This window comes from Mycobacterium gordonae (assembly GCF_001417955.2).
Lineage (GTDB): Bacteria > Actinomycetota > Actinomycetes > Mycobacteriales > Mycobacteriaceae > Mycobacterium > Mycobacterium gordonae_B.
The window spans coordinates 28433-51617 of the sequence record NZ_LKTM01000310.1 but is presented as its reverse complement, the minus strand read 5'-3'; the positions used below and the strand labels follow the sequence as shown (position 1 = coordinate 51617).

At 66.5% G+C, this 23185-nt stretch carries 21 protein-coding genes; 15 read left to right on the top strand and 6 right to left on the bottom strand.

The genetic code is table 11. The features are described 5' to 3' along the window. The first annotated feature begins 1 nt into the window (after nt 1). From AO501_RS20535 to AO501_RS20525, 3 genes are read left to right on the top strand one after another with little or no spacing between them, the layout of a single operon-like run. On the top strand, nt 2–1237 hold the full coding sequence (locus tag AO501_RS20535; protein WP_055579452.1) for a cysteine desulfurase: 1236 nt from the start codon (nt 2–4) through the stop codon (nt 1235–1237). Further along, the gene (gene sufU, locus AO501_RS20530) at nt 1234–1707 is read left to right on the top strand and encodes a Fe-S cluster assembly sulfur transfer protein SufU (RefSeq protein ID WP_156452707.1); all 474 of its coding nucleotides are present in this window, start codon (nt 1234–1236) and stop codon (nt 1705–1707) included. The genes AO501_RS20535 and sufU overlap by 4 nt, the downstream gene beginning before the upstream one ends. After that, complete coding sequence (locus AO501_RS20525) at nt 1704–2051, top strand: metal-sulfur cluster assembly factor (RefSeq protein ID WP_055579450.1); 348 nt, start codon at nt 1704–1706, stop codon at nt 2049–2051. The genes sufU and AO501_RS20525 overlap by 4 nt, the downstream gene beginning before the upstream one ends. Nucleotides 2052–2066: 15 nt before the next feature. On the opposite strand, the gene AO501_RS20520 is transcribed toward AO501_RS20525, so the two are convergent. From AO501_RS20520 to AO501_RS20510, 3 genes are all read right to left on the bottom strand, one after another. Further along, nucleotides 2067–2738 (bottom strand): DUF5666 domain-containing protein, encoded by a 672-nt coding sequence (locus tag AO501_RS20520; RefSeq protein WP_082658750.1) that lies wholly within the window; start codon nt 2736–2738, stop codon nt 2067–2069. Between the two features lie 71 nt (nt 2739–2809). Continuing rightward, nucleotides 2810–4639, bottom strand: a complete 1830-nt coding sequence (locus AO501_RS20515) for an acyl-CoA dehydrogenase (RefSeq protein WP_055579590.1) — start codon at nt 4637–4639, stop codon at nt 2810–2812. An 87-nt stretch (nt 4640–4726) separates the two neighbouring features. Then, nucleotides 4727–5803, bottom strand: a complete 1077-nt coding sequence (locus tag AO501_RS20510; protein ID WP_055579448.1) for a PE family protein — start codon at nt 5801–5803, stop codon at nt 4727–4729. Between the two features lie 302 nt (nt 5804–6105). Here AO501_RS20510 and AO501_RS20505 point away from each other — a divergent pair, with 302 nt between their 5' ends. The 6 genes from AO501_RS20505 to AO501_RS20480 are packed head-to-tail and all read left to right on the top strand — an operon-like array spanning nt 6106 to nt 11609. Next, on the top strand, nt 6106–8073 hold the full coding sequence (locus tag AO501_RS20505) for a heavy metal translocating P-type ATPase (protein WP_055579447.1): 1968 nt from the start codon (nt 6106–6108) through the stop codon (nt 8071–8073). A 17-nt stretch (nt 8074–8090) separates the two neighbouring features. Then, the gene (locus tag AO501_RS20500; protein WP_055579589.1) at nt 8091–8450 is read left to right on the top strand and encodes a thioredoxin family protein; all 360 of its coding nucleotides are present in this window, start codon (nt 8091–8093) and stop codon (nt 8448–8450) included. 42 nt (nt 8451–8492) lie between these two features. Beyond that, on the top strand, nt 8493–8837 hold the full coding sequence (gene trxA / locus AO501_RS20495; protein WP_055579446.1) for a thioredoxin: 345 nt from the start codon (nt 8493–8495) through the stop codon (nt 8835–8837). A 37-nt stretch (nt 8838–8874) separates the two neighbouring features. After that, a complete protein-coding gene (locus AO501_RS20490) occupies nt 8875–9702 on the top strand; it encodes an enoyl-CoA hydratase (RefSeq protein WP_371935013.1) in 828 nt (275 codons plus the stop codon). Nucleotides 9703–9726: 24 nt separating this feature from the next. Then, nucleotides 9727–11355 carry an ABC-F family ATP-binding cassette domain-containing protein gene (locus tag AO501_RS20485; protein WP_055579444.1) on the top strand — a complete coding sequence of 543 codons (1629 nt, stop codon included), beginning with the start codon at nt 9727–9729 and terminating at the stop codon, nt 11353–11355. Nucleotides 11356–11411: 56 nt separating this feature from the next. Further along, nucleotides 11412–11609 (top strand): helix-turn-helix domain-containing protein, encoded by a 198-nt coding sequence (locus AO501_RS20480; protein ID WP_055579443.1) that lies wholly within the window; start codon nt 11412–11414, stop codon nt 11607–11609. Nucleotides 11610–11614: 5 nt separating this feature from the next. Here AO501_RS20480 and AO501_RS20475 read toward each other — a convergent pair whose 3' ends face one another. Both AO501_RS20475 and AO501_RS20470 read right to left on the bottom strand, forming a co-directional pair. Then, entirely contained in the window at nt 11615–12193 is a 579-nt protein-coding gene (locus AO501_RS20475) for a TetR/AcrR family transcriptional regulator (protein WP_055579442.1), read from the bottom strand. Nucleotides 12194–12211: 18 nt separating this feature from the next. Continuing rightward, nucleotides 12212–15028, bottom strand: a complete 2817-nt coding sequence (locus AO501_RS20470) for an aconitate hydratase (RefSeq protein ID WP_055579441.1) — start codon at nt 15026–15028, stop codon at nt 12212–12214. Nucleotides 15029–15316: 288 nt separating this feature from the next. Between AO501_RS20470 and AO501_RS20465 the strand changes: the two genes are divergently transcribed. The 6 genes from AO501_RS20465 to AO501_RS20440 all read left to right on the top strand — a co-directional run bounded on the left by AO501_RS20465 (nt 15317) and on the right by AO501_RS20440 (nt 21502). Next, nucleotides 15317–15871 carry a DUF6676 family protein gene (locus tag AO501_RS20465; protein ID WP_055579440.1) on the top strand — a complete coding sequence of 185 codons (555 nt, stop codon included), beginning with the start codon at nt 15317–15319 and terminating at the stop codon, nt 15869–15871. 232 nt (nt 15872–16103) lie between these two features. Further along, nucleotides 16104–17525, top strand: a complete 1422-nt coding sequence (ripA, locus tag AO501_RS20460; protein ID WP_055579439.1) for an NlpC/P60 family peptidoglycan endopeptidase RipA — start codon at nt 16104–16106, stop codon at nt 17523–17525. A 9-nt stretch (nt 17526–17534) separates the two neighbouring features. Further along, the gene (gene ripB, locus AO501_RS20455) at nt 17535–18257 is read left to right on the top strand and encodes an NlpC/P60 family peptidoglycan endopeptidase RipB (protein WP_055579438.1); all 723 of its coding nucleotides are present in this window, start codon (nt 17535–17537) and stop codon (nt 18255–18257) included. Nucleotides 18258–18409: 152 nt separating this feature from the next. Then, nucleotides 18410–19522 (top strand): AAA family ATPase, encoded by a 1113-nt coding sequence (locus AO501_RS20450; protein ID WP_055579437.1) that lies wholly within the window; start codon nt 18410–18412, stop codon nt 19520–19522. A 32-nt stretch (nt 19523–19554) separates the two neighbouring features. Then, the gene (locus AO501_RS20445; protein WP_082658749.1) at nt 19555–20466 is read left to right on the top strand and encodes a DUF58 domain-containing protein; all 912 of its coding nucleotides are present in this window, start codon (nt 19555–19557) and stop codon (nt 20464–20466) included. Nucleotides 20467–20494: 28 nt separating this feature from the next. Beyond that, nucleotides 20495–21502, top strand: coding sequence for a VWA domain-containing protein (locus AO501_RS20440; RefSeq protein WP_055579435.1), 1008 nt, complete (start codon nt 20495–20497; stop codon nt 21500–21502). Here AO501_RS20440 and AO501_RS20435 read toward each other — a convergent pair. Next, nucleotides 21480–23168: a cytochrome b gene (locus AO501_RS20435; protein WP_055579434.1), complete on the bottom strand. Its 1689-nt coding sequence runs from the start codon at nt 23166–23168 to the stop codon at nt 21480–21482. The genes AO501_RS20440 and AO501_RS20435 overlap by 23 nt on opposite strands. Nucleotides 23169–23185 lie beyond the last annotated feature (17 nt).

Genomic DNA, 23185 nt, shown 5'->3' with positions numbered 1-23185 from the left:
CATGCTGGACCTCACGGCGATCCGCGCCGATTTCCCGATCCTCAAGCGCGTGATGCGCAGCGGAAATCAATTGGCGTACCTGGATTCCGGGGCGACTTCGCAGCGCCCCTTGCAGGTGCTCGACGCCGAGCGTGAGTTTCTCGTCACCTCCAACGGGGGCGTGCACCGCGGCGCGCACCAGCTGATGGAAGAAGCCACCGACGCCTACGAGCAGGGTCGCGCCGACATCGCCGCGTTCGTGGGTGCTGAGCCCGACGAACTGGTGTTCACCAAGAATGCGACGGAGTCGCTGAACCTGGTGTCGTACGTATTGGGGGACAGTCGTTTCGAGGCTGCGGTCAGACCGGGCGACGTCATCGTCACCACCGAACTGGAGCACCACGCCAACCTGGTGCCCTGGCAGGAACTGGCCCGCCGCACCGGCGCCACCCTGAAATGGTTCGGGGTGACCGAAGACGGCCGCATCGACCTGGACTCGCTGCAGCTTGACGAGAAGGTCAAAGTCGTTAGCTTCAGCCATCATTCGAATGTCACCGGCGCACTGGCGCCGGTCGCCGAACTGGTCGAGCGGGCCCGCGCCGTCGGCGCCTTCACGGTGCTCGACGCCTGCCAGTCCGTCCCGCACCAGCCGGTCGACTTCCATGCACTCGGCGTGGACTTCGCCGCATTCTCCGGGCACAAGATGCTGGGGCCCAACGGGATCGGCGTGCTCTACGCCCGCCGCGAGTTGCTCGCCACCATGCCGCCGTTCCTCACCGGCGGATCGATGATCGAGACCGTCACCATGGAGACCTCCACGTACGCGCCCACCCCCCAGCGCTTCGAAGCAGGCACCCCGATGACCTCGCAGGTCGTCGGATTGGCCGCAGCCGCACGGTATCTGGACGCTGTCGGCATGCACGCCGTCGAGGCGCACGAACGTGAGCTAGTGGCCAAGGCCATCGAGGGCCTGTCCGCAGTCGACGGTGTGCGCATCGTCGGGCCCACAACGATGGAGAACCGGGGGTCTCCGGTCTCCTTCGTCGTCGACGGCGTGCACGCGCACGACGTCGGCCAGGTGCTCGACGACGAGGGCGTGGCCGTGCGGGTCGGACACCACTGCGCGCTGCCGCTGCACCGACGGTTCGGCCTGGCGGCCACCGCGCGCGCCTCGTTCGCGCTCTACAACACCGAAGAGGAAGTCGACCGCCTGATAGCCGGCGTTCGGCGGTCCGTGGAATTCTTTGGGAGAGACTGACGTTGCGTCTCGAGCAGATGTACCAGGACGTGATCCTGGATCACTACAAGCACCCGCACCACCGTGGGCTGCGGGAGCCGTTCGGCGCCGAGGTATTTCACGTCAACCCGGTTTGCGGTGACGAGGTCACCCTGCGCGTCGCGTTGTCCGAGGACGGCCAGACCGTGGCCGACATCTCTTATGACGGTCAGGGCTGTTCGATCAGCCAGGCCGCGACATCGGTGCTGACCGAACAAATCATCGGCCAGAGCGTGCCGGAGGCGCTGAAGACCATCGACGCTTTCACCGAGATGGTCTCGTCGCGCGGCAACGTGCAGGGCGACGAGGACGTGCTCGGCGACGGAGTAGCGTTCGCTGGAGTGGCCAAGTACCCGGCGCGGGTGAAATGTGCACTGCTGGGCTGGATGGCTTTCAAGGATGCCTTGGCCCGAGCCCATGCCGGCTTCGAAGAGGAGGAGGTTGCCCAATGAGCGACACCGCGGCATCTGACGAACTGCTGCTCGCAGATCTCGAAGAGGCGATGCGCGACGTCGTCGACCCGGAACTGGGGATCAACGTCGTCGATCTCGGCTTGGTCTACGGCTTGAATCTGGAAAAGGGCGACGAGGGAACCGTCGCCCTGGTGGACATGACCCTGACGTCGGCGGCCTGCCCGTTGACCGATGTCATCGAGGATCAGTCGCGCTCGGCGCTGGTAGGGGCCGGCCTGGTCGACGAGCTCAGGATCAACTGGGTCTGGAACCCGCCGTGGGGCCCGGACAAGATCACCGAGGACGGCCGCGAGCAGCTGCGCGCCCTCGGCTTCACGGTCTAAGCGCCGCGCCGCCTTTCAGCGCCGGTGCGGGCTCCCGCCGTCGGGGCACTTGCCGTTGGCGGCCTGCCGCAGGCTGATCGACGTCGCCTGCAGGGCGCCGCTGTTTTCGCTGCCACGGGCGGTGATGCATTTGCCCTGCGCGATCTCCTGTGACGCGGCCGGCCCTTCCTCGGTGTATTTCGTCTTGTCCGTGACCGTCACCGTTTGAGGCGCTCCGGACGTGTTGACCGTGATGGTGTTGCCGTTGACCGAAGCCACGGTGCCCTGGATCGGCGCATGGCGGCCTGGTGTCGTCGGTTGCTTGCCCTGCGGACATTTGCCGTCCACGGCCTGGCTGACGCGCACCAAGGCGGCGGGCTGGCCCTCGTCCTTGGAGCGGGCCGTGACACAGGCGCCCGGGGTGACGTCCGTCAGGGCCGCGTTGGTGACCTCGGTGATTTTCGTCGAGCCGGTGAAATCGACTGTGGCGGTAACGCTTTGCTGTGTCACCTGAACAGCGTTGCCGGCCACGGAAGCGATCAACCCGCGGACCTGTGTCTCGCCCTTGGGGGGCGCGGAGGCACCACTGGTCGGGGACGCCACCACGGTGCTCGGTGATGTGGCGGGACTGGAGTTGTGCGACGAGCTGCACGCCGCCAGAGACAGCCCGGCGGCGACCGCGGCAATCGCGATACGAGTAGATGACAACGTTCCTCCCCAAATCGTCAGTGCTTCTGACGATCCGGTCTACCCGCGTGAGCTGTGCGGACTCTGTGTGTTCAGAACGCGTCTTCGGAGACGCGCATGACTTCGTCGTCGATGTTCTCCAGCACCGCCCGCACGCCGGCCAGCTTCGGCAGGACGTTCTTGGCGAAGAATGCCGAAACCGCGACCTTGCCTTCGTAGAAAGCCTTGTCGGCCGCTGACAACTCGCCGGCCAGAGCCGCCTCGGCCACGTTCGCCTGCGCCAGCAGCCGCCAGCCGATGAGGAGATCTCCCACGGCGAGCAGGTAGCGCACCGACCCGAGCCCGACCTTGTAGATGTCGGTGGTGTGTTGGGCGGCGGACATCAGGTATCCCATCAGCGCACCTGTCATGCCGGTGACGTCTTCGACCGCGGCCTGCAGCAACTCGGCCTGATCCTTCAACGACTCCGTGGTGGTCTCGATGGTCTTGTTGATCTGAGTCGTCACGTGCTGCAGGGACTGGCCGTGATCGCGCACGATCTTGCGGAAAAAGAAGTCCATCGCCTGGATCGCGGTCGTCCCCTCGTACAGGGAGTCGATCTTGGAGTCGCGGATGTACTGCTCGATCGGATAGTCCGTCAGGAAGCCCGACCCGCCCAGCGTCTGCAGCGACTCGGTCAGCACCTCGTAGGCCCGCTCGGAACCCACGCCCTTGACGATGGGCAGCAGCAGATCGTCGACCCGGTGCGCCAGATCGTGATCCGCACCCGAAACATGTTGCGCCACAGCATCACATTGATGCGCGGCGGCATACATATACACCGCCCGCAGGCCCTCCGCGTACGCCTTCTGGGTCATCAGGCTGCGACGCACGTCGGGGTGGTGCATGATCGTGACCCGTGGTGCGGTCTTATCCGTCATCTGCGTCAGGTCAGCGCCCTGCACCCGCTCTTTGGCGTAGGCAAGGGCGTTGAGGTAGCCCGTGGACAGAGTCCCGGCGGATTTGACCCCGATCGTCATGCGCGCGTTCTCGATCACGTGGAACATCTGCGCGATGCCGTCGTGGACGCCGCCGACCAGATATCCGACGGCCGGGACGTCGGTGGCGCCGAAGGTCAGCTCGCACGTGGGGGAGGACTTCAGGCCCATCTTGTGTTCGACGCCGGTGACATACACCCCGTTGCGGGCGCCGAGTTCCCCGGTGTCCGGGTCGAACAGGAAGTTGGGGACGTAGAACAGGCTCAAGCCCTTGGTGCCGGGTCCCGCGCCCTCGGGCCTTGCCAGCACCAGATGGAAGATGTTCTCGGTGGTGTCGCCGACATCGCCACCGGAGATGAACCGTTTGACGCCTTCGATATGCCAAGTGCCGTCTGGTTGCTCAATCGCCTTCGCGCGACCGGCCCCCACGTCCGAACCGGCGTCGGGCTCGGTGAGCACCATGGTGGCCTGCCAGCCACGCTCGACTCCCATTGCGGCCCAACGCTTCTGCTCGTCGTTGCCCTCGACGAACAGGGATTGCGCCAGAATCGGCCCCAGGTTGAAGAAGCAGACCGACGGGTTGGCGCAGAAGATCATCTCGTTGACCGCCCAGTTGAGCGGCGGCGGCGCGGCCATCCCGCCGATCTCCTCGGCCAGGCCCAGCCGCCACCATTCGGCGTCCTTGATCGCCTGCACCGTCTTCACCAATTCCGGTGCGACGCTGATGGAGTGCGTGGCGGGGTCGAAGACCGGCGGGTTGCGGTCGGCGAAGGCGAAGGACTCGGCCACCGGACCTTCGGCCAACCGGGCCGCCTCCGACAGGATGGTGCGCACCGTGTCCTCGTCGAGGTCGGCGTATTTGCCGGTGCCGAGGACGGCGCCTACGTCAAGAACCTCGAACAGGTTGAACTCGAGGTCGCGCACGTTGGCGATGTAGTGCCCCAATGTGGTTCCTTCCACTCAGACTGATCGGCCCGATGATCAGGCACAGTCTTGCTGCTGGGGGAAAACGTACGCAACCGTAGGTAAGGGCTACCCGTGCGCGCCGAACAGCAGGCCGCCCTGGCCACCGACGCCGTTTGGAGTGCCGCCTCTGCCGCCGTTGCCGATCAAGACCGCGTTACCGCCGTTGCCGCCGTTCAAATTGCCATTGCCTCCGGCTCCGCCGTTGCCGATCAGCCCGGCCTGCCCGCCGGGCCCGGAGACGCCACCCATCGGGGCGTTGCCGCCCGCACCGCCGTTGCCGACGAACACCCCTCCTGCGCCGCCGGCTCCGGCCGGGGCGGCGTTGGCCGCGTCTCCGCCACCGCCGCCGTCGCCGAACAGGAAAGCCCTGCCGCCGTTGCCAGAGGCGCCGATGAGGGAGCTGCCGCCGCCATGGCCGCCATTGCCGTACAGCAGGCCGCCGTTGCCTCCGGCGCCGCCCGCCCCCATCCCGTTGGGGCTGGTACCACCGGCACCGCCGTTCCCCAAGAGGAATGCGGAGCCGCCGAGACCGCCGGAGCCGCCGCCGCCACCGCTGTTACCGCCGGCTCCGCCACCGCCGAACAGCCAGCCGCCGGCGCCACCCGCGCCGCCGTTCGCGCCCAACCCACCCACGCCGCCGGCCCCACCAAAACCGAGCAGCCCCGCGGCTCCGCCGTTGCCGCCGCCTACTCCCGCGACGCCTGACGAGAAACCGTTGCCGCCGTTACCGATCAGGAGGCCACCGGCCTGACCGTTCGGGCTCGCTGCCGTGCCGTCAGCGCCGTTGCCGATCAGTGGCCGTCCCAACAACAGGTTCGTGGGTGCGTTGATCAAATCGAGGATCGGTTGCAGCGGGCCGATGTTGGTCGCTTCGGCGAGGGCGTACGCGTTGGCGCCGCCGGAGAGCAACTGCACGAACTGTTCGTGAAACGCGGTGGCACTAGCGCTCAGCGACTGATACGTCTGCGCGTGTGCGCCGAAAACGGCGGCGACGGCGGCCGACACCTCATCGGCGCCGGCGGCGGCGACGGCGGTGGTCTGGGCCGCCGCCGCGTTGTTGGCTTCGCTGATCAGTGATCCGACCCGGGCCAGATTGCCCGCCGCTTGTGACACGAAATCGGTATTGGCGACCAGAAACGACATCTCGCACCTCCAGAGCGCAGAGTCGGCGATCCCAGAATCGTATCGCGATTCGGCAACGATGAATCCTTTTCGCGAGTCTTTTTGAGGGCAATTTCCGGCCGAATTTGAATAGTCCGCCAATGGAATTCGCCCGGCGGCGCTCATGGTGTCGATAGCGCCCGAACTCCGACAACCTTGCGTATAGCGAAGTGCCATAAGCCAATTCAATGACATACCGGAATCAAACCGAGACCTCTGACGACCCCGTTGTCAATACACTCGGTGCATCCTGACGCACTGCCACCCCCTGTGAGGCCGCCGGAATGACCTTGACCGCCTTCGAAGTGACCGCCCCGCAGGCTTCCTTCGACCGCGTTCCCGCCAGTGCTGCCCGCGGACTGAGTTGGCGGGCAGCGCTGTGGTCGGTGCTCTCCGTACGCTGGGCGGCCGTGGCGCTGGCGCTGTTTCTGGCAGGGCTGGCCGCTCAGCTCAACGGTGCGCCGACGGTCGTGTGGTGGACGTTGTATCTGGCCTGCTATCTGGCCGGCGGCTGGGGCTCGGCATGGGCAGGCGCGCAAGCACTCCGGAATAGGGCGCTCGACGTCGACCTGTTGATGATCGTGGCCGCGCTCGGGGCGGTGGCAATCGGGCAGATCTTCGACGGGGCCCTGCTGATCGTGATTTTCGCGACGTCCGGTGCCCTCGACGAGGTTGCCACCAAACACACCGCGGATTCGGTCAAGGGTCTGATGAGCCTCACGCCGGACCAGGCAGTGCTGTTTGACGGCGCAGGCGCCGAACATGTGGTGCCCGCCGGCCAGTTGGTGGTGGGCGACCGGGTGGTGGTTCGCCCCGGCGAACGCATACCTGCCGACGGCGTGGTGCTGTCCGGGGAATCCGAGGTCGACCAGTGTTCCATCACCGGTGAGTCGATGCCGGTCGTCAAGACCGTCGGCGACGAAGTGTTCGCCGGCACGGTCAACGGCTCCGGTGTGCTGCGCGTGGTCGTCGCCCGCGACCCCTCGCACAGCGTGGTCGCCCGGATCGTCGAGCTGGTGTCCGAGGCGTCGGCTACCAAAGCCAAAACCCAACTGTTCATTGAAAAGATCGAGCAGCGCTATTCGGTGGGAATGGTGGCGGCAACCTCGGCGCTCATCATCATCCCGCTGATGCTCGGCTGTCCGCTGCAACCGACTCTGCTGCGGGCCATGACTTTTATGATCGTCGCCTCGCCCTGTGCCGTGGTGTTGGCCACCATGCCGCCGTTGCTGTCGGTGATCGCCAATGCGGGCCGGCACGGAATCCTGGTGAAGTCCGCGGTCGTCGTCGAACGCCTCGCCGGCGCCAGCATCGTCGCGCTGGACAAGACGGGCACGCTGACGTGCGGCATGCCGCGGCTTACGGTCGTGAAGGCGCTGCGACCGGACTTGATCGGCGTGCCGAAATTGCTCGAATTAGCTGCTGCGGCAGAACAATTCAGCGAGCATCCGCTGGGCCGGGCGATCGTCGGGGCAGCGCGGCGGCGCGGTGTCGCGATCCCGGCCGCCGAGGACTTCCGCGCGGTACCGGGCCACGGCGTGCGCGCCACGGTGGGGCGGGACTTCGTCGAGGTCTGCAGTCCGCACAGTTTCCGCGGGATACTGCCGCGCGAGGTGGCACGCCTCGTCGAGACCGGTGCCACAGCCGCCGCCGTCGTCGTCAACGGGACGGCCGTCGGTGCGCTGGGGCTCACCGATCAGATCCGTTCCGACGCCGTGGACTGCGTAGCCGCCCTGGCGGAGTTGACAACGGCGCCCCCGGTGCTGCTGACCGGCGACACTGACCGCGCGGCCCGTCTCGTCGCGAGTGAGGCCGGCATCGTCGACGTGCGCGCCGGTTTGCTGCCCGAGCAGAAGGTCGCGGCGGTGCGTGAACTGCAGGCCGGCGGCCACCGGGTGCTGGTGGTGGGAGACGGCGTCAACGACGCCCCCGCCATGGCCGCGGCGTGCGCCTCGATGGCCATGGGTGCCGGCTCCGACATCACCCTGCAGACCGCAGATGCCGTGACGGTCCGCGATGAACTGCACACCATTCCGACGATCATCGGCCTGGCCCGGCAGGCGCGCCGGGTGGTGACCGCCAACCTCGCTCTGGCGGGCAGCTTCATCACGGTGCTGGTGCTGTGGGATCTCTTCGGACAGCTCCCGCTGCCGCTGGGCGTGGCCTGTCACGAGGGTTCGACTTTGCTGGTCGCCCTCAATGGCATGCGCCTGCTGAGTAACCGAACCTGGCGGTCCGCGGCAGCGCGTTGACGTACGCTCGTGTGCTGATGGGAACAGGATGTACGCGGGATCTGACGGCGGCCGACTTCCGGCAGGCGGTCAGGGGCAACGAGAACGTGTTCGTCTACTTCTGGGCGCCGTCGTGCTCACCGTGTGCCATCTTCACGCCCACTTATGAGACATCCGCGCAGAATTGCCCGGACATCGTGCACGGCAAAGTTAATTTCGAAATCGAGAAGGATCTGGTCCAGACGGCTGGCGTGACGTTGCTGCCGACCCTGATGGCCTTCAAGAAAGGCCAACTGGTCTTCAAGCAACCGGGAATCGCCAATCCGACGGTGATGGGCGAACTGGTGACGCAACTCAGGGCATATCGGCACAAGCCGACGACGCCCAGCCTCTTGTGAACGGCTGGGAACAACAACCACAACCTCGGCGTTAGGGCGAATGTGACTACCCAAGACCTCACTGCTGCGCAGTTCAACGAAACCGTCAACGGCAACGACATGGTGCTCGTTGATTTCTGGGCCTCCTGGTGTGGCCCGTGTCGCGCCTTCGCGCCCACTTTCAAGGCGGCGTCGGAGAAGCACCCTGACGTGATCTTCGCCAAGGTCGACACCGAGGCCGAGCAGGAGTTGGCTGCGGCCGCCCAGATCCGGTCGATCCCCACGCTGATGGCGTTCAAGAAGGGGCAGTTGCTGTTCAACCAGGCCGGCGCGCTGCCCCCCGCGGCGCTGGAAGACCTGGTCCAGCAGCTCAAGGCCTACGACGTCGAAGCGGCGACCGAAGTCTGAGCCCTGCCGGGGTTGGGTTCGCGGCTCGGCGCACTGCCTGCGCTACCGTTTCAAGGTGAGTTTGGTCCTCCTGGAACACCCGCGGCCTGAGATCGCCCTGATCACGTTGAATCGCCCCGAGCGGATGAACTCGATGGCGTTCGACGTCATGGTGCCGTTGAAAGAGGCCCTCGATCAGGTCACCCACGACAACTCGGTGCGTGTGGTGGTGCTCACCGGCGCCGGCCGCGGCTTCTCCTCAGGCGCCGACCACAAGTCCGCCGGCACGGTGCCGCACGTCGACAACCTCACCCGGCCGAGCTACGCGCTGCGGTCGATGGAGCTGCTCGACGAGATCATCCTGAAATTGCGACGGTTGCACCAACCGGTGATCGCTGCGGTGAACGGAGCGGCCATCGGCGGAGGACTGTGTCTGGCGCTGGCCGCGGACATCCGGGTGGCCTCCACCAGCGCATATTTCCGGGCGGCCGGCATCAACAACGGTCTGACTGCCAGCGAGCTGGGCCTGAGCTACCTGCTGCCCAGGGCCATCGGGTCGTCGCGGGCTTTCGAGATCATGTTGACCGGGCGCGATGTCTCGGCCGAGGAGGCCGAGCGGATCGGATTGGTGTCCTGTCAGGTCCCCGGAGCGCAGCTGCTCGACACCTGTTATGCGATCGCGGCGCGCATGGCGGCCTTCTCGCGGCCGGGTATCGAGTTGACCAAACGCACGCTATGGAGTGGACTGGACGCTGGCAGCCTCGAGGGGCACATGCAGGCCGAAGGCCTCGGACAGCTTTTCGTCCGTCTGCTCACCTCCAACTTCGAAGAAGCGGTTGCCGCACGCGCAGAGAAGCGCCCGGCGGTATTCACCGACGACAAATAGCGCCAAACACTTAAAGGAGCGAATGTGATCACGGCTACGGACCTCGAGGTCCGCGCTGGTGCGCGCATCCTGCTCTCGCCCGACGGTCCGGATCTGCGGGTGCAGCCCGGCGACCGGATCGGGCTGGTCGGGCGCAACGGCGCCGGCAAAACCACCACCATGCGCATCCTGGCGGGGGAGGGCCAACCGTATGCCGGTTCGGTCACCCGCAAGGGCGAAATCGGTTATCTCCCACAGGATCCCAAAGAGGGTGACCTCGACGTGCTGGCCCGTGACCGGGTCCTTTCGGCGCGCGGGCTGGACGCGCTGCTCACCGACCTGGAGAAGCAGCAGGCCTTGATGGCCGAGGTCGCCGACGACGACGCGCGCGACCGCGCGATCCGCCGTTACGGCCAGCTGGAGGAGCGGTTCGTTGCTCTCGGCGGTTACGGTGCCGAGAGCGAGGCGGGCCGCATCTGCGCGAGCCTCGGACTGCCCGACCGGGTGCTCACCCAGCAACTGCGCACCCTGTCCGGCGGCCAGCGCCGCCGAGTCGAACTGGCGCGCATCCTGTTCGCGGCATCGGACAGTGGTTCAGGGTCGTCCACGACGTTGCTGCTCGACGAACCGACCAACCACCTCGACGCGGATTCGGTTGGCTGGCTTCGGGATTTCCTGCGATCGCACAACGGCGGGCTGGTGATCATCAGCCACAACGTCGAACTGCTCGCCGACGTGGTCAACCGGGTGTGGTTCCTGGACGCGGTACGCGGTGAGGTCGACGTCTACAACATGACCTGGCAGAAGTACCTCGACGCGCGTGCCACCGACGAACAGCGCCGGCGCCGAGAACGGGCCAATGCCGAACGCAAGGCCACCGCGCTGCGGAACCAGGCCGCCAAGTTGGGCGCTAAAGCCACCAAAGCCGTTGCGGCACAGAACATGTTGCGCCGCGCCGATCGAATGATGGCGGCACTCGACGAGGAGCGGGTCGCCGACAAGGTGGCCCGGATCAAGTTCCCGACCCCGGCCCCGTGCGGACGGACGCCGTTGGTGGTCAAGGGACTGAGCCGAACGTACGGGTCACTGGAGGTGTTCACCGGGCTGGATCTGGCCATCGACCGCGGCTCACGCGTGGTGGTGCTCGGACTCAACGGCGCCGGCAAGACCACGCTGCTGCGGCTGCTGGCGGGCGTAGAAACGCCCGACACCGGCGGCCTGGAACCCGGCCATGGTCTGCGGATCGGTTACTTCGCCCAGGAGCACGACACCCTGGACAATGACGCGACCGTCTGGCAGAACATCCGGCACGCCGCGCCCGAATCCGGTGAACAGGAACTGCGCGGTCTGCTCGGTGCCTTCATGTTCACCGGTCCGCAGCTGGACCAGCTTGCCGGCACGCTGTCCGGCGGCGAGAAAACCCGGCTTGCGCTGGCCGGTTTGGTCGCGTCGACCGCCAACGTGCTGCTGCTCGACGAACCGACCAACAACCTGGACCCGGCCTCGCGCGAGCAGGTGCTCGACGCGCTGCGCAGCTATCAGGGCGCGGTGGTGCTGGTGACGCACGACCCGGGTGCGGCCGAGGCGCTCGACCCGCAGCGGGTGGTGCTGTTGCCCGACGGCACCGAGGACTACTGGTCTGAGGATTACCGCGACCTCATCGAACTGGCCTGAGGGTCGATTTCCGCCAAAGTGGCCCACCAAGGGTTGCGGATTCCTACCCTGTTGCCATGCGGAAGTCAAAGGAGACCCGCGACCAGCTGTTGCACGAGCTTCGCAACGCCTACGAGAAGGGCGCCAGCATCCGAAATCTGGCGGCCTCGACCGGGCGCTCGTACGGCTCAGTGCACAGCATGCTGCGCGAGTCGGGAGCAGTGATGCGCGGCCGTGGCGGACCCAACCACCGCGCCGTCAAGCCGTCGGCGTAGCCCTACTACGCCCGCGGCTCAGCCGCGGTGCGCACCGAATTCTCCACCAGGTCCAGCACCGCGGCCAGGCGGTGCGGATCTTCGCCGGACGCCAACCGCGCGATCAGGCCATCCAGCACCAGATCCAGGTAGCAGTGCAACACGTCGGCGGGGACGTCGTCGCGTATCCGCCCGGCCTGCTTCTGCCGGTGCAGCCGTTCGGTGGTGGCCGCCGCCAGCTCCGCTGAACGTTCGGCCCAGCCGCGACTGAACTCGGGGTCGTGTCGTATCTTGCGGGCGATCTCCAGCCGGGTGGCCAGCCAGTCGAACTGCTCGGGGGCGGCGAGCATGTCGCGCATCACCTGGATGAGGCCCGAGCGCGCCGCGACCTCCGCCATCCGCTGGGTGTCCTCGCGCGCCAGCGCGAAGAACAGGGCGTCCTTGTCCCGGTAGTGGTGGAAGATCGCGCCGCGCGACATCCCGATCTCTTGCTCCAGCCGTCGCACCGTGGCTTGGTCGTAGCCGTACTCGGCGAAACAGCGGCGTGCACCGTCGAGGATCTGACGGCGCCGAGCCTCCAGGTGGTCCTCGCTGACCTTCGGCACTGGCGGGCGCGGTGCTCGTTAGCCGGACTTGCCGGACTTGAGCATGTTGCGCAACACGTACTGCAGGATGCCGCCGTTGCGGTAGTAGTCGGCCTCGCCGGGTGTGTCGATACGGACCACCGCGTCGAACTCCACCTTGCTGCCATCTTCCTTGGTGGCGGTCACCTTCACGGTCTTCGGCGTCTTGCCATCGTTGAGCGCCTCGATGCCGGTGATGTCGTAGGTCTCGGTGCCGTCCAGCTTCAACGACTTGGCCGACTCACCCTCGGGGAACTGCAGCGGGATGACACCCATGCCGATCAGGTTCGACCGGTGGATGCGCTCGAAGGACTCGGTGATCACCGCACGCACGCCCAGCAGCAGCGTGCCCTTGGCCGCCCAGTCCCGCGACGAGCCCGACCCGTACTCCTTGCCGCCCAGCACCACTAGCGGAATCTGCTGCGCCGCATAGTTTTGCGCCGCGTCGAAGATGAACGCCTGCGGACCGCCGTCCTGGGTGAAGTCGCGGGTGTAGCCGCCGGAGACATCGTCGAGCAGCTGATTCTTCAGCCGGATGTTGGCGAACGTCCCGCGGATCATCACCTCGTGGTTGCCGCGCCGCGACCCCAGGGAGTTGAAGTCCTTGGGCTGCACCCCGTGCTCCTCGAGGTACTGGGCCGCCGGGGTGCCCTTCTTGATGGCACCGGCCGGCGAGATGTGGTCGGTGGTCACCGAGTCACCCAGCAGCGCAAGGACTCTGGCGCCCTTGATGTCTTTGACCGGCTCCGGGTCGGCGGGCATGCCGTCGAAGTACGGCGCCTTGCGCACATAGGTCGAGTCGTCGGCCCACTCGAAGGTGTTGCCCTCCGGAGTGGGCAGCGAGCGCCACCGGTCGTCACCCTTGAAGACGTCGGCGTAGGACTCGGTGAACATGTCCCGGTTGATCGAGGACGCGATGGTCTCCTCGATCTCCTGGGTGGTGGGCCAGATGTCCTTGAGGAAGACGTCGTTGCCGTCGGTGTCCTGACCGAGCGGGTCGTTTTCGAAGTCGAAGTCCATGGTGCCGGCGATGGCGTAGGCGATCACCAGCGGCGGTGAGGCCAGGTAGTTCATCTTGACGTCGGGGGAGATGCGGCCCTCGAAGTTGCGGTTACCCGAGAGCACCGCGGTCACCGACAGGTCGTTGTCGTTGATCGCCTGTGAGATCTCGTCGGGCAGGGGGCCGGTGTTGCCGATGCACGTGGTGCACCCGTAGCCACCGAGGTAGAAGCCCAGCTTCTCCAGGTAGGGCCACAGACCGGCCTTGTTGTAGTAATCGGTCACCACCTGCGAACCGGGCGCCATGTTGGTCTTGACCCACGGCTTTGAGGTCAGGCCCTTCTCGACGGCGTTGCGGGCCAGCAGGGCGGCGCCCAGCATCACCGACGGGTTGGAGGTGTTGGTGCACGACGTGATGCCGGCAACGACGACGGCGCCGTGGTCGAGCACGAATTCGCCACGCTCATCGGACTTCACGTCGATCGGCTTGGACGGCCGGCCGGAGTGGCCGTTGGCGGCGGAGGGGACCCGGTCTTCCTCGCCGTCGTCGGCGAAGGACAGCGTCACCGAGTCGCTGGCCGGGAAGGACTCCTCGACGGCCTCGTCGAGCTTGGTCTCCGGCGCCGGGTGGTTCTCCTCGACGTAGTTGTGGATGTCCTTGCGGAAGGCGACCTTGGCCTCCGACAGCGGAATCCGGTCCTGCGGACGCTTCGGGCCGGCGATCGAGGGCACCACCGTGGACAGGTCGAGCTCCAGGTACTCGGAGTACTTGGGCTCGTGATCGGGGTCGTGCCACATGCCCTGTTCCTTGGCGTACGCCTCGACGAGCGCGAGCTGCTCCTCGGACCGGCCGGTCAGGGTCAGGTACTTGATGGTTTCCTCGTCGATCGGGAAAATTGCTGCGGTGGAACCGAATTCGGGGCTCATGTTGCCCAGGGTGGCGCGGTTGGCCAGCGGCACCTCGGCCACGCCGTTGCCGTAGAACTCGACGAACTTACCGACCACACCGTGCTTGCGCAGCATGTCGGTGACGGTGAGAACGACGTCGGTGGCGGTGACGCCGGGCTTGATCTCACCGGTGAGCTTGAAGCCCACCACGCGCGGAATCAGCATCGACACGGGCTGGCCCAGCATGGCCGCCTCGGCCTCGATGCCGCCGACGCCCCAGCCCAGCACGCCCAGTCCGTTGACCATGGTGGTGTGGCTGTCGGTGCCCACACAGGTGTCGGGGTACGCCACGCCGTCACGGACCATGACGGTGCGGGCCAGGTATTCGATGTTGACCTGGTGCACGATGCCGGTGCCGGGCGGCACCACCTTGAAGTCGTCGAAAGCGCCTTGGCCCCAACGCAGGAATTGGTAGCGCTCGCCATTGCGCTCGTACTCCAGCTCGACGTTGCGCTCGAAGGCGTCGGCACGGCCGAACACGTCGAGGATCACCGAGTGGTCGATCACCAGCTCGGCCGGCGCCAGCGGGTTCACCTTCTCCGGGTCGCCGCCCAGATCCTCGACGGCCTCGCGCATGGTGGCCAGGTCGACGATGCAGGGAACGCCGGTGAAGTCCTGCATGACCACCCGGGCCGGGGTGAACTGGATCTCGATGCTCGGGTCGGCGTCGGGGTCCCAGTTGGCGATCGCCTCGATGTGCTCTTTGGTGATGTTGGCGCCGTCTTCGGTGCGCAGCAGGTTCTCGGCGAGGACCTTCAGGCTGTACGGGAGTTTCTTGGTGCCTTCAACGGCGTCGAGGCGGTAAATCTCGTAGCTGTTGTCGCCGACCTTGAGTGTGTCGCGGGCTCCGAACGAATTCTTGCTGCTCACATCAACTCCCGAAGATTAAGTTCTTGCCGCCGACGGGCCGTGTCGACGGTTGCGGTGCAACTTTAACAGTACGCTTGTCCTGCAATACGGGGGGCTGCCCGTAGGTCCCAGTCTTGTCCAGTGGGCTTCGCGGGGAAAGGGCGGCCACCTTGTTCATCGAAACTGAACACGAGCACACCGGCGCGGCGTGTCGGGCGCTTTGGTTGCAGTGTCGCGGTAACCCGGGGGCGCGGCCGCCACAAGCGGAGCCGGTACGGTGCTCGTAGCACCGTGGGAGGAGCGACGACTTTGACCTATTTGCCGCAGACGATCCCGTTCCTGCCGGAGTACATCCCGCAGGACGTCGACATCAACTCGATCAAGGCTCAGGTCGCCGCGGACGGCGTCGCCGCAACGCCCAACGTGGAACCGGGCCTGCAGGAAGTGGTCAGCCAAGCCCGAGGCGACGGCATCAATCTCAAGATCGTGCTGCTCGACCACAACCCGCCCAACGACACACCACTGCGCGACATCGCCACCGTGGTCGGCGCCGACTACCCGGACTCCACGGTGCTGGTGCTCAGCCCAAGCTACGTCGGCAGCTACAGCAGTCACTACCCGCGCGTCACGCTCGAAGCCGGCGAGGACCATTCGAAAACCGGCAATCCCGTGCAGTCCGCACAGAATTTCCTCAACGAACTCAACACGCCCGAGTTTCCCTGGACTGCGTTGACGATTGTTTTGCTGATCGGGGTGTTTGCCGCAGCCGTCGGCACCCGCCTGATGCAGCTGGGCAACCGTCGACCAGCAACGTCATCCCCGGCATCTGAAGGCCCTTCGGGCGAGGACATACAGGGCGTTTAACCAGCTCTTAACCTATTCCTCGGCGTTGATACGACACGCTGGCCGCTGATCGCGGCAAACCCCCCAGGTCACTGTTCGGTCACAGTAAACGCACTTCCAGAGTGCAATTTGTGACTTGCGTTTCTTTAGCGACAAGTGTGACGTACGGTGCGAATGATGCTTGTGATGCCTATCGCACTTTTCTGAAAACCCGCGTCGTACACCCGATTTGCCCATAGGAGACCCAAGTCGCATGAGACGGACACGCCCGGGCTCTGCTTCGCGAACCGCCGCCAGGCTGGTGCGGCCAGCCGTGCCGACCGTGCTCAGCGTCGCGCTGCTGTTCGGTACGCCCGAGCTCGGAATGGCCAGGGCCGACCCGGCGGCTGACTCGATGGCGGTGCTGATCGCCAACGTCGCCAAGGCAAGCCAGCGTCTGGAAGACCTCGCCAACGCCGTCGAGATGGAGCAGGAGGGTGTCAACAAGGCGCTGGTGGCCGTCGAAGAGGCGCGCGAACAGGCCGAGGTCGCCGGGCGGGAATTGGAAGCCAGTCAGCAATCGGTCAAGGACGCGAACGCGGCCATTGCCGCGGCGCAGCAGCGGTTCAACACCTTCGCCGCTGCTACCTATATGAACGGTCCGTCGGACGGCTTCCTGACTGCCCGCAGCCCCGAAGACATGATCGCCGCGGCGTCGGCGGCCCAGACCATGACCACCAGTTCACAGGCGGTGATGGCCAGACTGCAGCGGGCACGCACCGAGCAGGTGAACAAGGAATCGGTCGCGCGCCAGGCCAAGCAGAAGGCCGACAAAGCCGCCGCCGACGCCAAGTCCAGCCAGGACGCGGCGGTAGCGGCACTGGGCGACACCCGGCGCAAGTTCGACGAGCAGCGCGACGAGGTCAATCGCGTCGCCGCCGAGCGCGAGCAGGCCGAGGCCAAACTTCAGGCCGCACAACTCGTCGCGTGGCACGCGGCCGGCGGACAGGGGACGCCGCCGTCCGGCATGTGGGACACGGCCGACGGACCCGGGGGTGGGCGTCGCTGGGACGGTTGGGACCCCACCCTGCCGCAGGTGCCCAGCGCCAACATCCCGGGCGACCCGGTCGCCGTGGTGAACCAGGTGCTGGGCTACTCGGCGACGTCGGCGCAGGTGACCGCCCAGATGGGCCGCAGCTTCCTACAGCAGCTCGGCATCCTCAAGCCCGACGACACGGGCATCACCAACGCGCCCGCGGCGGCAAGCTCGGGCCGCATCCCGCGCGTCTACGGACGACAGGCCTCCGAGTACGTCATCCGGCGCGGCATCTCACAGATCGGCGTCCCCTACTCCTGGGGTGGTGGCAACGCTGCGGGCCCCAGTAAGGGCATCGACTCGGGCGCCGGCATCACCGGCTTCGACTGTTCGGGACTGGTGCTCTACTCGTTTGCCGGAGTGGGCATCAAGCTGCCGCACTACTCGGGTTCGCAGTACAACCTGGGCCGCAAGATTCCGACGGCCCAGATGCGCCGCGGCGACGTCATCTTCTACGGCCCCGGCGGGAGCCAGCACGTGACGATCTACCTCGGCAACGGCCAGATGCTCGAGGCGCCCGACATCGGTTTGAAGGTGCGTACCGCGCCCGTCCGCACCAGCGGTATGACGCCGTTCGTGGTCCGCTACATCGAGTATTAACGAGGTTTCATGCGTCACAAGCGATTCCGTTTCTCCCTGGCCTGGGTCACCGCGTTGGTGACCGGGCTGTTGATCGCTGTGGCCGCGCCGGCCCCGGCTTCGGCCGAGCCGGGTGAGTGGGACCCCACCCTGCCTGCCGCGATCAGTGCAGGCGCTCCCGGTGACCCGCTGGCCGTCGCCAATGCCTCGCTGCAGGCCACCGCACAGGCCACCCAGACCACGCTCAACCTCGGTCAGCAGTTTCTGTCCGGGCTGGGCATCAACCTTGGCGGTTCGGCCGCGCCGGCGGCCGCCAACACCAGCGGGAGCCGGATTCCGCGGGCGAATGGCCGGGAGGCGATCGAGCACGTGATCCGCCGCGCCGGGTCGCAAATGGGCGTTCCGTATTCCTGGGGCGGCGGCTCGCTGGACGGCCCCAGTAAGGGTGTCGACTCCGGCGCGGGCATCAACGGTTTCGACTGCTCGGGTCTGATGCGGTACGCCTTCGCCGGTGTCGGTGTGCTGATCCCGCGGTTCTCCGGTGACCAGTACAACGCCGGGCGTCACATCCCGCAGAACGAGGCGAGGCGCGGCGACCTGATCTTCTACGGCCCGAACGGGGGCCAGCACGTCACCATGTACCTCGGTAACGGTCAGATGCTGGAAGCCTCCAGCCTGGCGGGCAAAGTCACCGTCAGCCCGGTCCGCAAGCCCGGCATGACGCCGTACCTGACTAGGATCATCGAGTACTGAGCCGGTGGGGGACCCTGAGAGTCGCCTGATAGCGAACCGGTGACGTCGACGGAATTCCAGACGCCTGGAATAGTTGAACGCGGGCACGTCGCTGCCCCGCGACAGTGGTCGTGACAGCAGTCGTGTCCCGAATGAGCTCTGGAGGGTTATTGATGACAACGGCAGGTGGCGGTTACCCGGGCCAGGGTGCTCACTCGGGCCCACCCACCCAGGAGGCGCCGGCGGGCGGTGCCGACGGGCTGGCCGCCGAGGTACACACCCTGGAGCGGGCCATCTTCGAGGTCAAGCGGATCATCGTCGGCCAGGACCAGCTGGTGGAGCGGATGCTGGTCGGCCTGCTCGCCAAGGGGCACGTGCTGCTGGAAGGTGTTCCGGGCGTCGCCAAGACGCTGGCCGTCGAGACCTTCGCACGTGTCGTCGGCGGGACGTTCGCGCGCATCCAGTTCACCCCCGACCTGGTGCCCACCGACATCGTCGGTACCCGCATCTACCGGCAGGGCAAGGAAGAGTTCGACACCGAACTCGGCCCGGTGGTGGTCAACTTCCTGCTCGCCGACGAGATCAACCGTGCGCCGGCAAAGGTGCAGTCGGCGCTGCTCGAGGTCATGGCCGAGCGTCACGTCTCCATCGGCGGTAAGACCTTCCCGCTGCCCAACCCGTTCCTGGTGATGGCGACGCAGAACCCGATCGAACAAGAGGGCGTCTACCCGCTGCCCGAGGCGCAGCGCGACCGCTTCCTGTTCAAGATCAACGTCGGCTACCCGTCGCCCGAGGAAGAGCGCGAGATCATCTACCGGATGGGTGTCACCCCGCCGCAGCCCAAGCAGATCCTCGACACCGGCGACCTGCTGCGCTTGCAGAACGTCGCGGCCAACAGCTTCGTCCACCACGCGCTGGTCGACTACGTGGTCCGCATCGTGACCGCCACCCGCCACCCCGAGCAGCTGGGGATGAACGACGTCAAGACATGGATCGCGTTCGGTGCCTCGCCGCGTGCCTCACTGGGCATCATCGCCGCGGCCCGGGCGCTCGGCCTGGTGCGTGGTCGCGACTACGTGATCCCACAGGACATCATCGACGTCATCCCCGACGTGCTGCGGCACCGGCTGGTGCTCACCTACGACGCGCTCGCCGACGAGATCACCGCCGAGACCGTGATCAACCGCGTGCTCCAGACCGTCGCGCTGCCGCAGGTGAATGCCGTTCCGCAGCAAGGACATTCGGTGGCACCGGTGATGCAGGGCGCCGCGGTGGGCGGTCGGTGACAGATAAGAAGGCGGTTCGCCATCCGCCCTCGATGATGCGCGGCACCATCGACGACCCGAAGTTGTCGGCGGCGCTGCGCACCCTGGAGCTGACGATCCACCGCAAGCTGGACGGCATCCTGCACGGCGATCACCTGGGTCTGATCCCGGGGCCGGGCAGCGAGCCTGGGGAGTCGCGGACCTACCAGCCCGGCGACGACGTGCGCCGGATGGACTGGGCGGTCACGGCGCGTACCACCCACCCGCACGTGCGGCAGATGATCGCCGACCGGGAGCTGGAAACCTGGCTCGTCGTCGACATGTCGGCCAGCCTGGACTTCGGCACCTCGGTGTGTGAGAAGCGGGACCTGGCGGTGGCCGCGGCGGCCGCGATCGCCTATCTCAACGTCGGCGGTGGCAACCGGCTGGGTGCGCTTATTTCCAATGGGGACAACATGATTCGGGTCCCGGCGCGGTCTGGTCGGGAGCACGTGCACACGTTGCTGCGCACCATCGCGACCACTCCGAAGGCACCCGTCGGCGTACGCGGAGACCTGTCCGCGGCGATCGATGCGCTACGCCGCCCGGAGCGTCGGCGCGGAATGGCGGTGATCATCAGCGACTTCCTGGGCCCGATCAACTGGATGCGCCCGTTGCGCGCGATCGCGGCCCGCCATGAAGTGCTGGCTATCGAGGTCCTCGACCCGCGCGACGTCGAACTGCCCGACATCGGCGACGTGGTGCTCCAGGACGCCGAGTCCGGTGCGGTGCGCGAATTCACCATCGACGCGCAGTTGCAGACAGATTTCGCTCGGGCTGCGGCAAAGCACCGCGAGGACGTGGCCCGCACCATCCGCGGCTGCGGCGCGCCGGTGATGACACTGCGCACCGACCGCGACTGGATCGCCGACATCGTCCGCTTCATCTCCTCCCGCCGGCGCGGTGCAATGGCGGGACGACGGTGACGGACTTCTACAACATGACGGGTTTGTTATGACGTTGCCGTTGCTGGGGCCGATGTCGCTGTCCGGCTTCGAACACTCCTGGTTCTTTCTGTTTCTGCTCGTTGTCGCCGGGCTGGTAGCCCTCTACGTGGTGCTGCAACTGGCACGGCAGCGCCGGATGCTGCGCTTCGCCAACATGGAGTTGCTGGAAAGCGTTGCGCCCAAACGGCCTTCGAAGTGGCGGCATATTCCCGCCATTCTGCTGGCGGCGTCGTTGGTGCTGTTCACCATCGCGATGGCGGGGCCGACGAACGACGTCCGCATTCCGCGAAACCGCGCCGTCGTGATGTTGGTGATCGACGTGTCGCAGTCGATGCGCGCCACCGACGTCGAACCCAACCGGATGGTGGCCGCGCAGGAGGCGGCCAAGCAGTTCGCCGACGAGCTCACTCCGGGTATCAACCTGGGTCTGATCGCCTATGCCGGCACTGCGACGGTGCTGGTGTCGCCGACCACCAACCGGGATGCGACCAAGGCGGCTCTGGACAAGCTGCAATTCGCCGACCGCACGGCCACCGGGGAAGGCATCTTCACCGCACTACAGGCCATCGCCACCGTCGGCGCCGTGATCGGTGGCGGAGACACGCCTCCGCCGGCCCGCATCGTGCTGTTCTCCGACGGCAAAGAGACGATGCCGACCAACCCTGACAACCCCAAGGGCGCCTTCACCGCTGCGCGCACCGCCAAGGATCAGGGCGTGCCGATCTCGACCATCTCGTTCGGCACCCCGTACGGCTTCGTCGAGATCAACGATCAGCGTCAGCCGGTCCCGGTCGACGACGAGACCCTGAAGAAGGTCGCGCAACTGTCCGGTGGAAATGCCTACAACGCCGCCACGCTGGCGGAGTTGAAGGCGGTCTACGCCTCGCTGCAGCAGCAGATCGGCTACGAGACGATCAAGGGTGACGCGAGCGTCGGTTGGTTGCGGCTGGGCGCCTTGGTGCTGGCGATCGCCGGCTTGGCAGCGTTGCTGATCAACCGTCGCCTGCCGGCGTAATCGCCTTCTGCCCGTTGGTCCGGCCGTTGCCGTTGTGATGACCGTTGCCCTCGACGCCGTTGCCGCGTTCGCGTAGCGCGGTCAGCGCCCGCTGCTCGCCGGCGTGGGCCGCCTCGCGCAGTGCCGCCGCCTCGGCGGGTGGATCGGCGAACAGGAAGCTGCCCTGGCCGGGGCGTCCGCCCAGGCCGAGTTTGTTCATCCGCTTGGGAACCGGCGTGCCCTGGTATTCCAGCGGCAGCGGGTGGCCCTGTTCGTCGACAGCGCCCAAGGGCTGGTGCAATTCGACGTAGGCGCCGTGCGGCAGGCGTCTGATGATGCCTGTCTCGACACCGTGCTCGAGCACGGCACGGTCACTGCGCTGCAGGCTGATGCACCAGCGGTAGCTGATGAAGTAGACAAACGGCGGCAGCACCACCATCCCGATCCGGCCGATCCACGTCATCGCGTTCAACGAGATGTGGAACTGGTAGGCGATGATGTCGTTGAACGACGAGAACGTCAGCACGATGTAGAACGCGATCGCCATCGCCCCGATCGAGGTGCGCACCGGGACGTCGCGGGGACGCTGCAGCAGGTTGTGGTGAGCGTTGTCGCCGGTGAAGCGCTTCTCCAGGAACGGGTACGCCACCAGCCCGCCGAGCATGACTCCCATCAGGACGGCGACGGCGACGGCGGCCGGAACGGTGTAGTGCCCGATGTACAACTCCCAGGCCGGCCAGAGCCTTACCAGCCCGTCGGTCCACATCATGTAGAAGTCGGGCTGCGAGCCGGCCGCGACCTGAGATGGCTTGTAGGGACCCAGGTTCCAGATCGGGTTGATCTGCAGCAGGCCGCCCATCAGGCCCAGGACTCCGACGATGGCGGCGAAGAAGGCGCCCGACTTCACCGCGAAGACCGGCATGACCCGCACGCCGACCACGTTGTGCTCGGTGCGGCGGGGTCCGGGGAACTGGGTGTGCTTCTGGAACCACACGAGCGCCAGGTGCACACCGATCAGCGCCAGCATGATGCCGGGGAAGACCAGGATGTGGATGGCGTACAGCCGCGGAATCAGGATGTTGCCCGGGAAGTCTCCGCCGAACAGCCCCCAGTGCAGCCAGGTGCCGATCACCGGAATTCCCAACGTGATTGACGACAACGCGGCCCGCAGTCCGGTACCCGAGAGCAGGTCGTCGGGAAGTGAGTAGCCGAAGAAACCCTCGAACATGGCCAGGATCAGCAGCAGCGACCCGACCACCCAGTTGGCCTCCCGTGGCCGCCGGAACGCGCCGGTGAAGAAGACGCGTGCCATGTGCACCATGATCGAGGCGGCGAACATCAGCGCGGCCCAGTGGTGGACCTGTCGCACGAACAGCCCGCCCCGTACCTCGAAGGAGATGTTCAGCGCGGTTTCGTAGGCCCGCGACATCTCCACGCCGCGCAGCGGCTGGTAGACGCCGTTGTAGGTGACCTCGCTCATTGACGGGTCGAAGAAGAGCGTCAGGTAGACACCGGTCAACAGCAGGACGATGAAGCTGTACAGGGCGATCTCGCCGAGCAGAAACGACCAGTGCGTCGGAAAGATCTTATTCAGCTGGCGCCGGAGCGCCGCGGACGGGTGGTAGCGGGTGTCGATCTCGTCGGCCTGACGGGCCAGCACCGCGCCGGCATCGATTTTCGGACTCATCGGCGAACCTTCTGACT

Coding starts and splice junctions, on each gene's coding strand:
- AO501_RS20535 (WP_055579452.1), top strand. CDS start 2: ATGCTGGACCTCACGGCGATCCGCGCCGATTTCCCGATCCTCAAGCGC.
- AO501_RS20525 (WP_055579450.1), top strand. CDS start 1,704: ATGAGCGACACCGCGGCATCTGACGAACTGCTGCTCGCAGATCTCGAA.
- AO501_RS20510 (WP_055579448.1), bottom strand. CDS start 5,803: ATGTCGTTTCTGGTCGCCAATACCGATTTCGTGTCACAAGCGGCGGGC.
- AO501_RS20505 (WP_055579447.1), top strand. CDS start 6,106: ATGACCTTGACCGCCTTCGAAGTGACCGCCCCGCAGGCTTCCTTCGAC.
- AO501_RS20500 (WP_055579589.1), top strand. CDS start 8,091: ATGGGAACAGGATGTACGCGGGATCTGACGGCGGCCGACTTCCGGCAG.
- AO501_RS20480 (WP_055579443.1), top strand. CDS start 11,412: ATGCGGAAGTCAAAGGAGACCCGCGACCAGCTGTTGCACGAGCTTCGC.
- ripA (WP_055579439.1), top strand. CDS start 16,104: ATGAGACGGACACGCCCGGGCTCTGCTTCGCGAACCGCCGCCAGGCTG.
- ripB (WP_055579438.1), top strand. CDS start 17,535: ATGCGTCACAAGCGATTCCGTTTCTCCCTGGCCTGGGTCACCGCGTTG.
- AO501_RS20450 (WP_055579437.1), top strand. CDS start 18,410: ATGACAACGGCAGGTGGCGGTTACCCGGGCCAGGGTGCTCACTCGGGC.
- AO501_RS20445 (WP_082658749.1), top strand. CDS start 19,555: ATGATGCGCGGCACCATCGACGACCCGAAGTTGTCGGCGGCGCTGCGC.
- AO501_RS20440 (WP_055579435.1), top strand. CDS start 20,495: ATGACGTTGCCGTTGCTGGGGCCGATGTCGCTGTCCGGCTTCGAACAC.
- AO501_RS20435 (WP_055579434.1), bottom strand. CDS start 23,168: ATGAGTCCGAAAATCGATGCCGGCGCGGTGCTGGCCCGTCAGGCCGAC.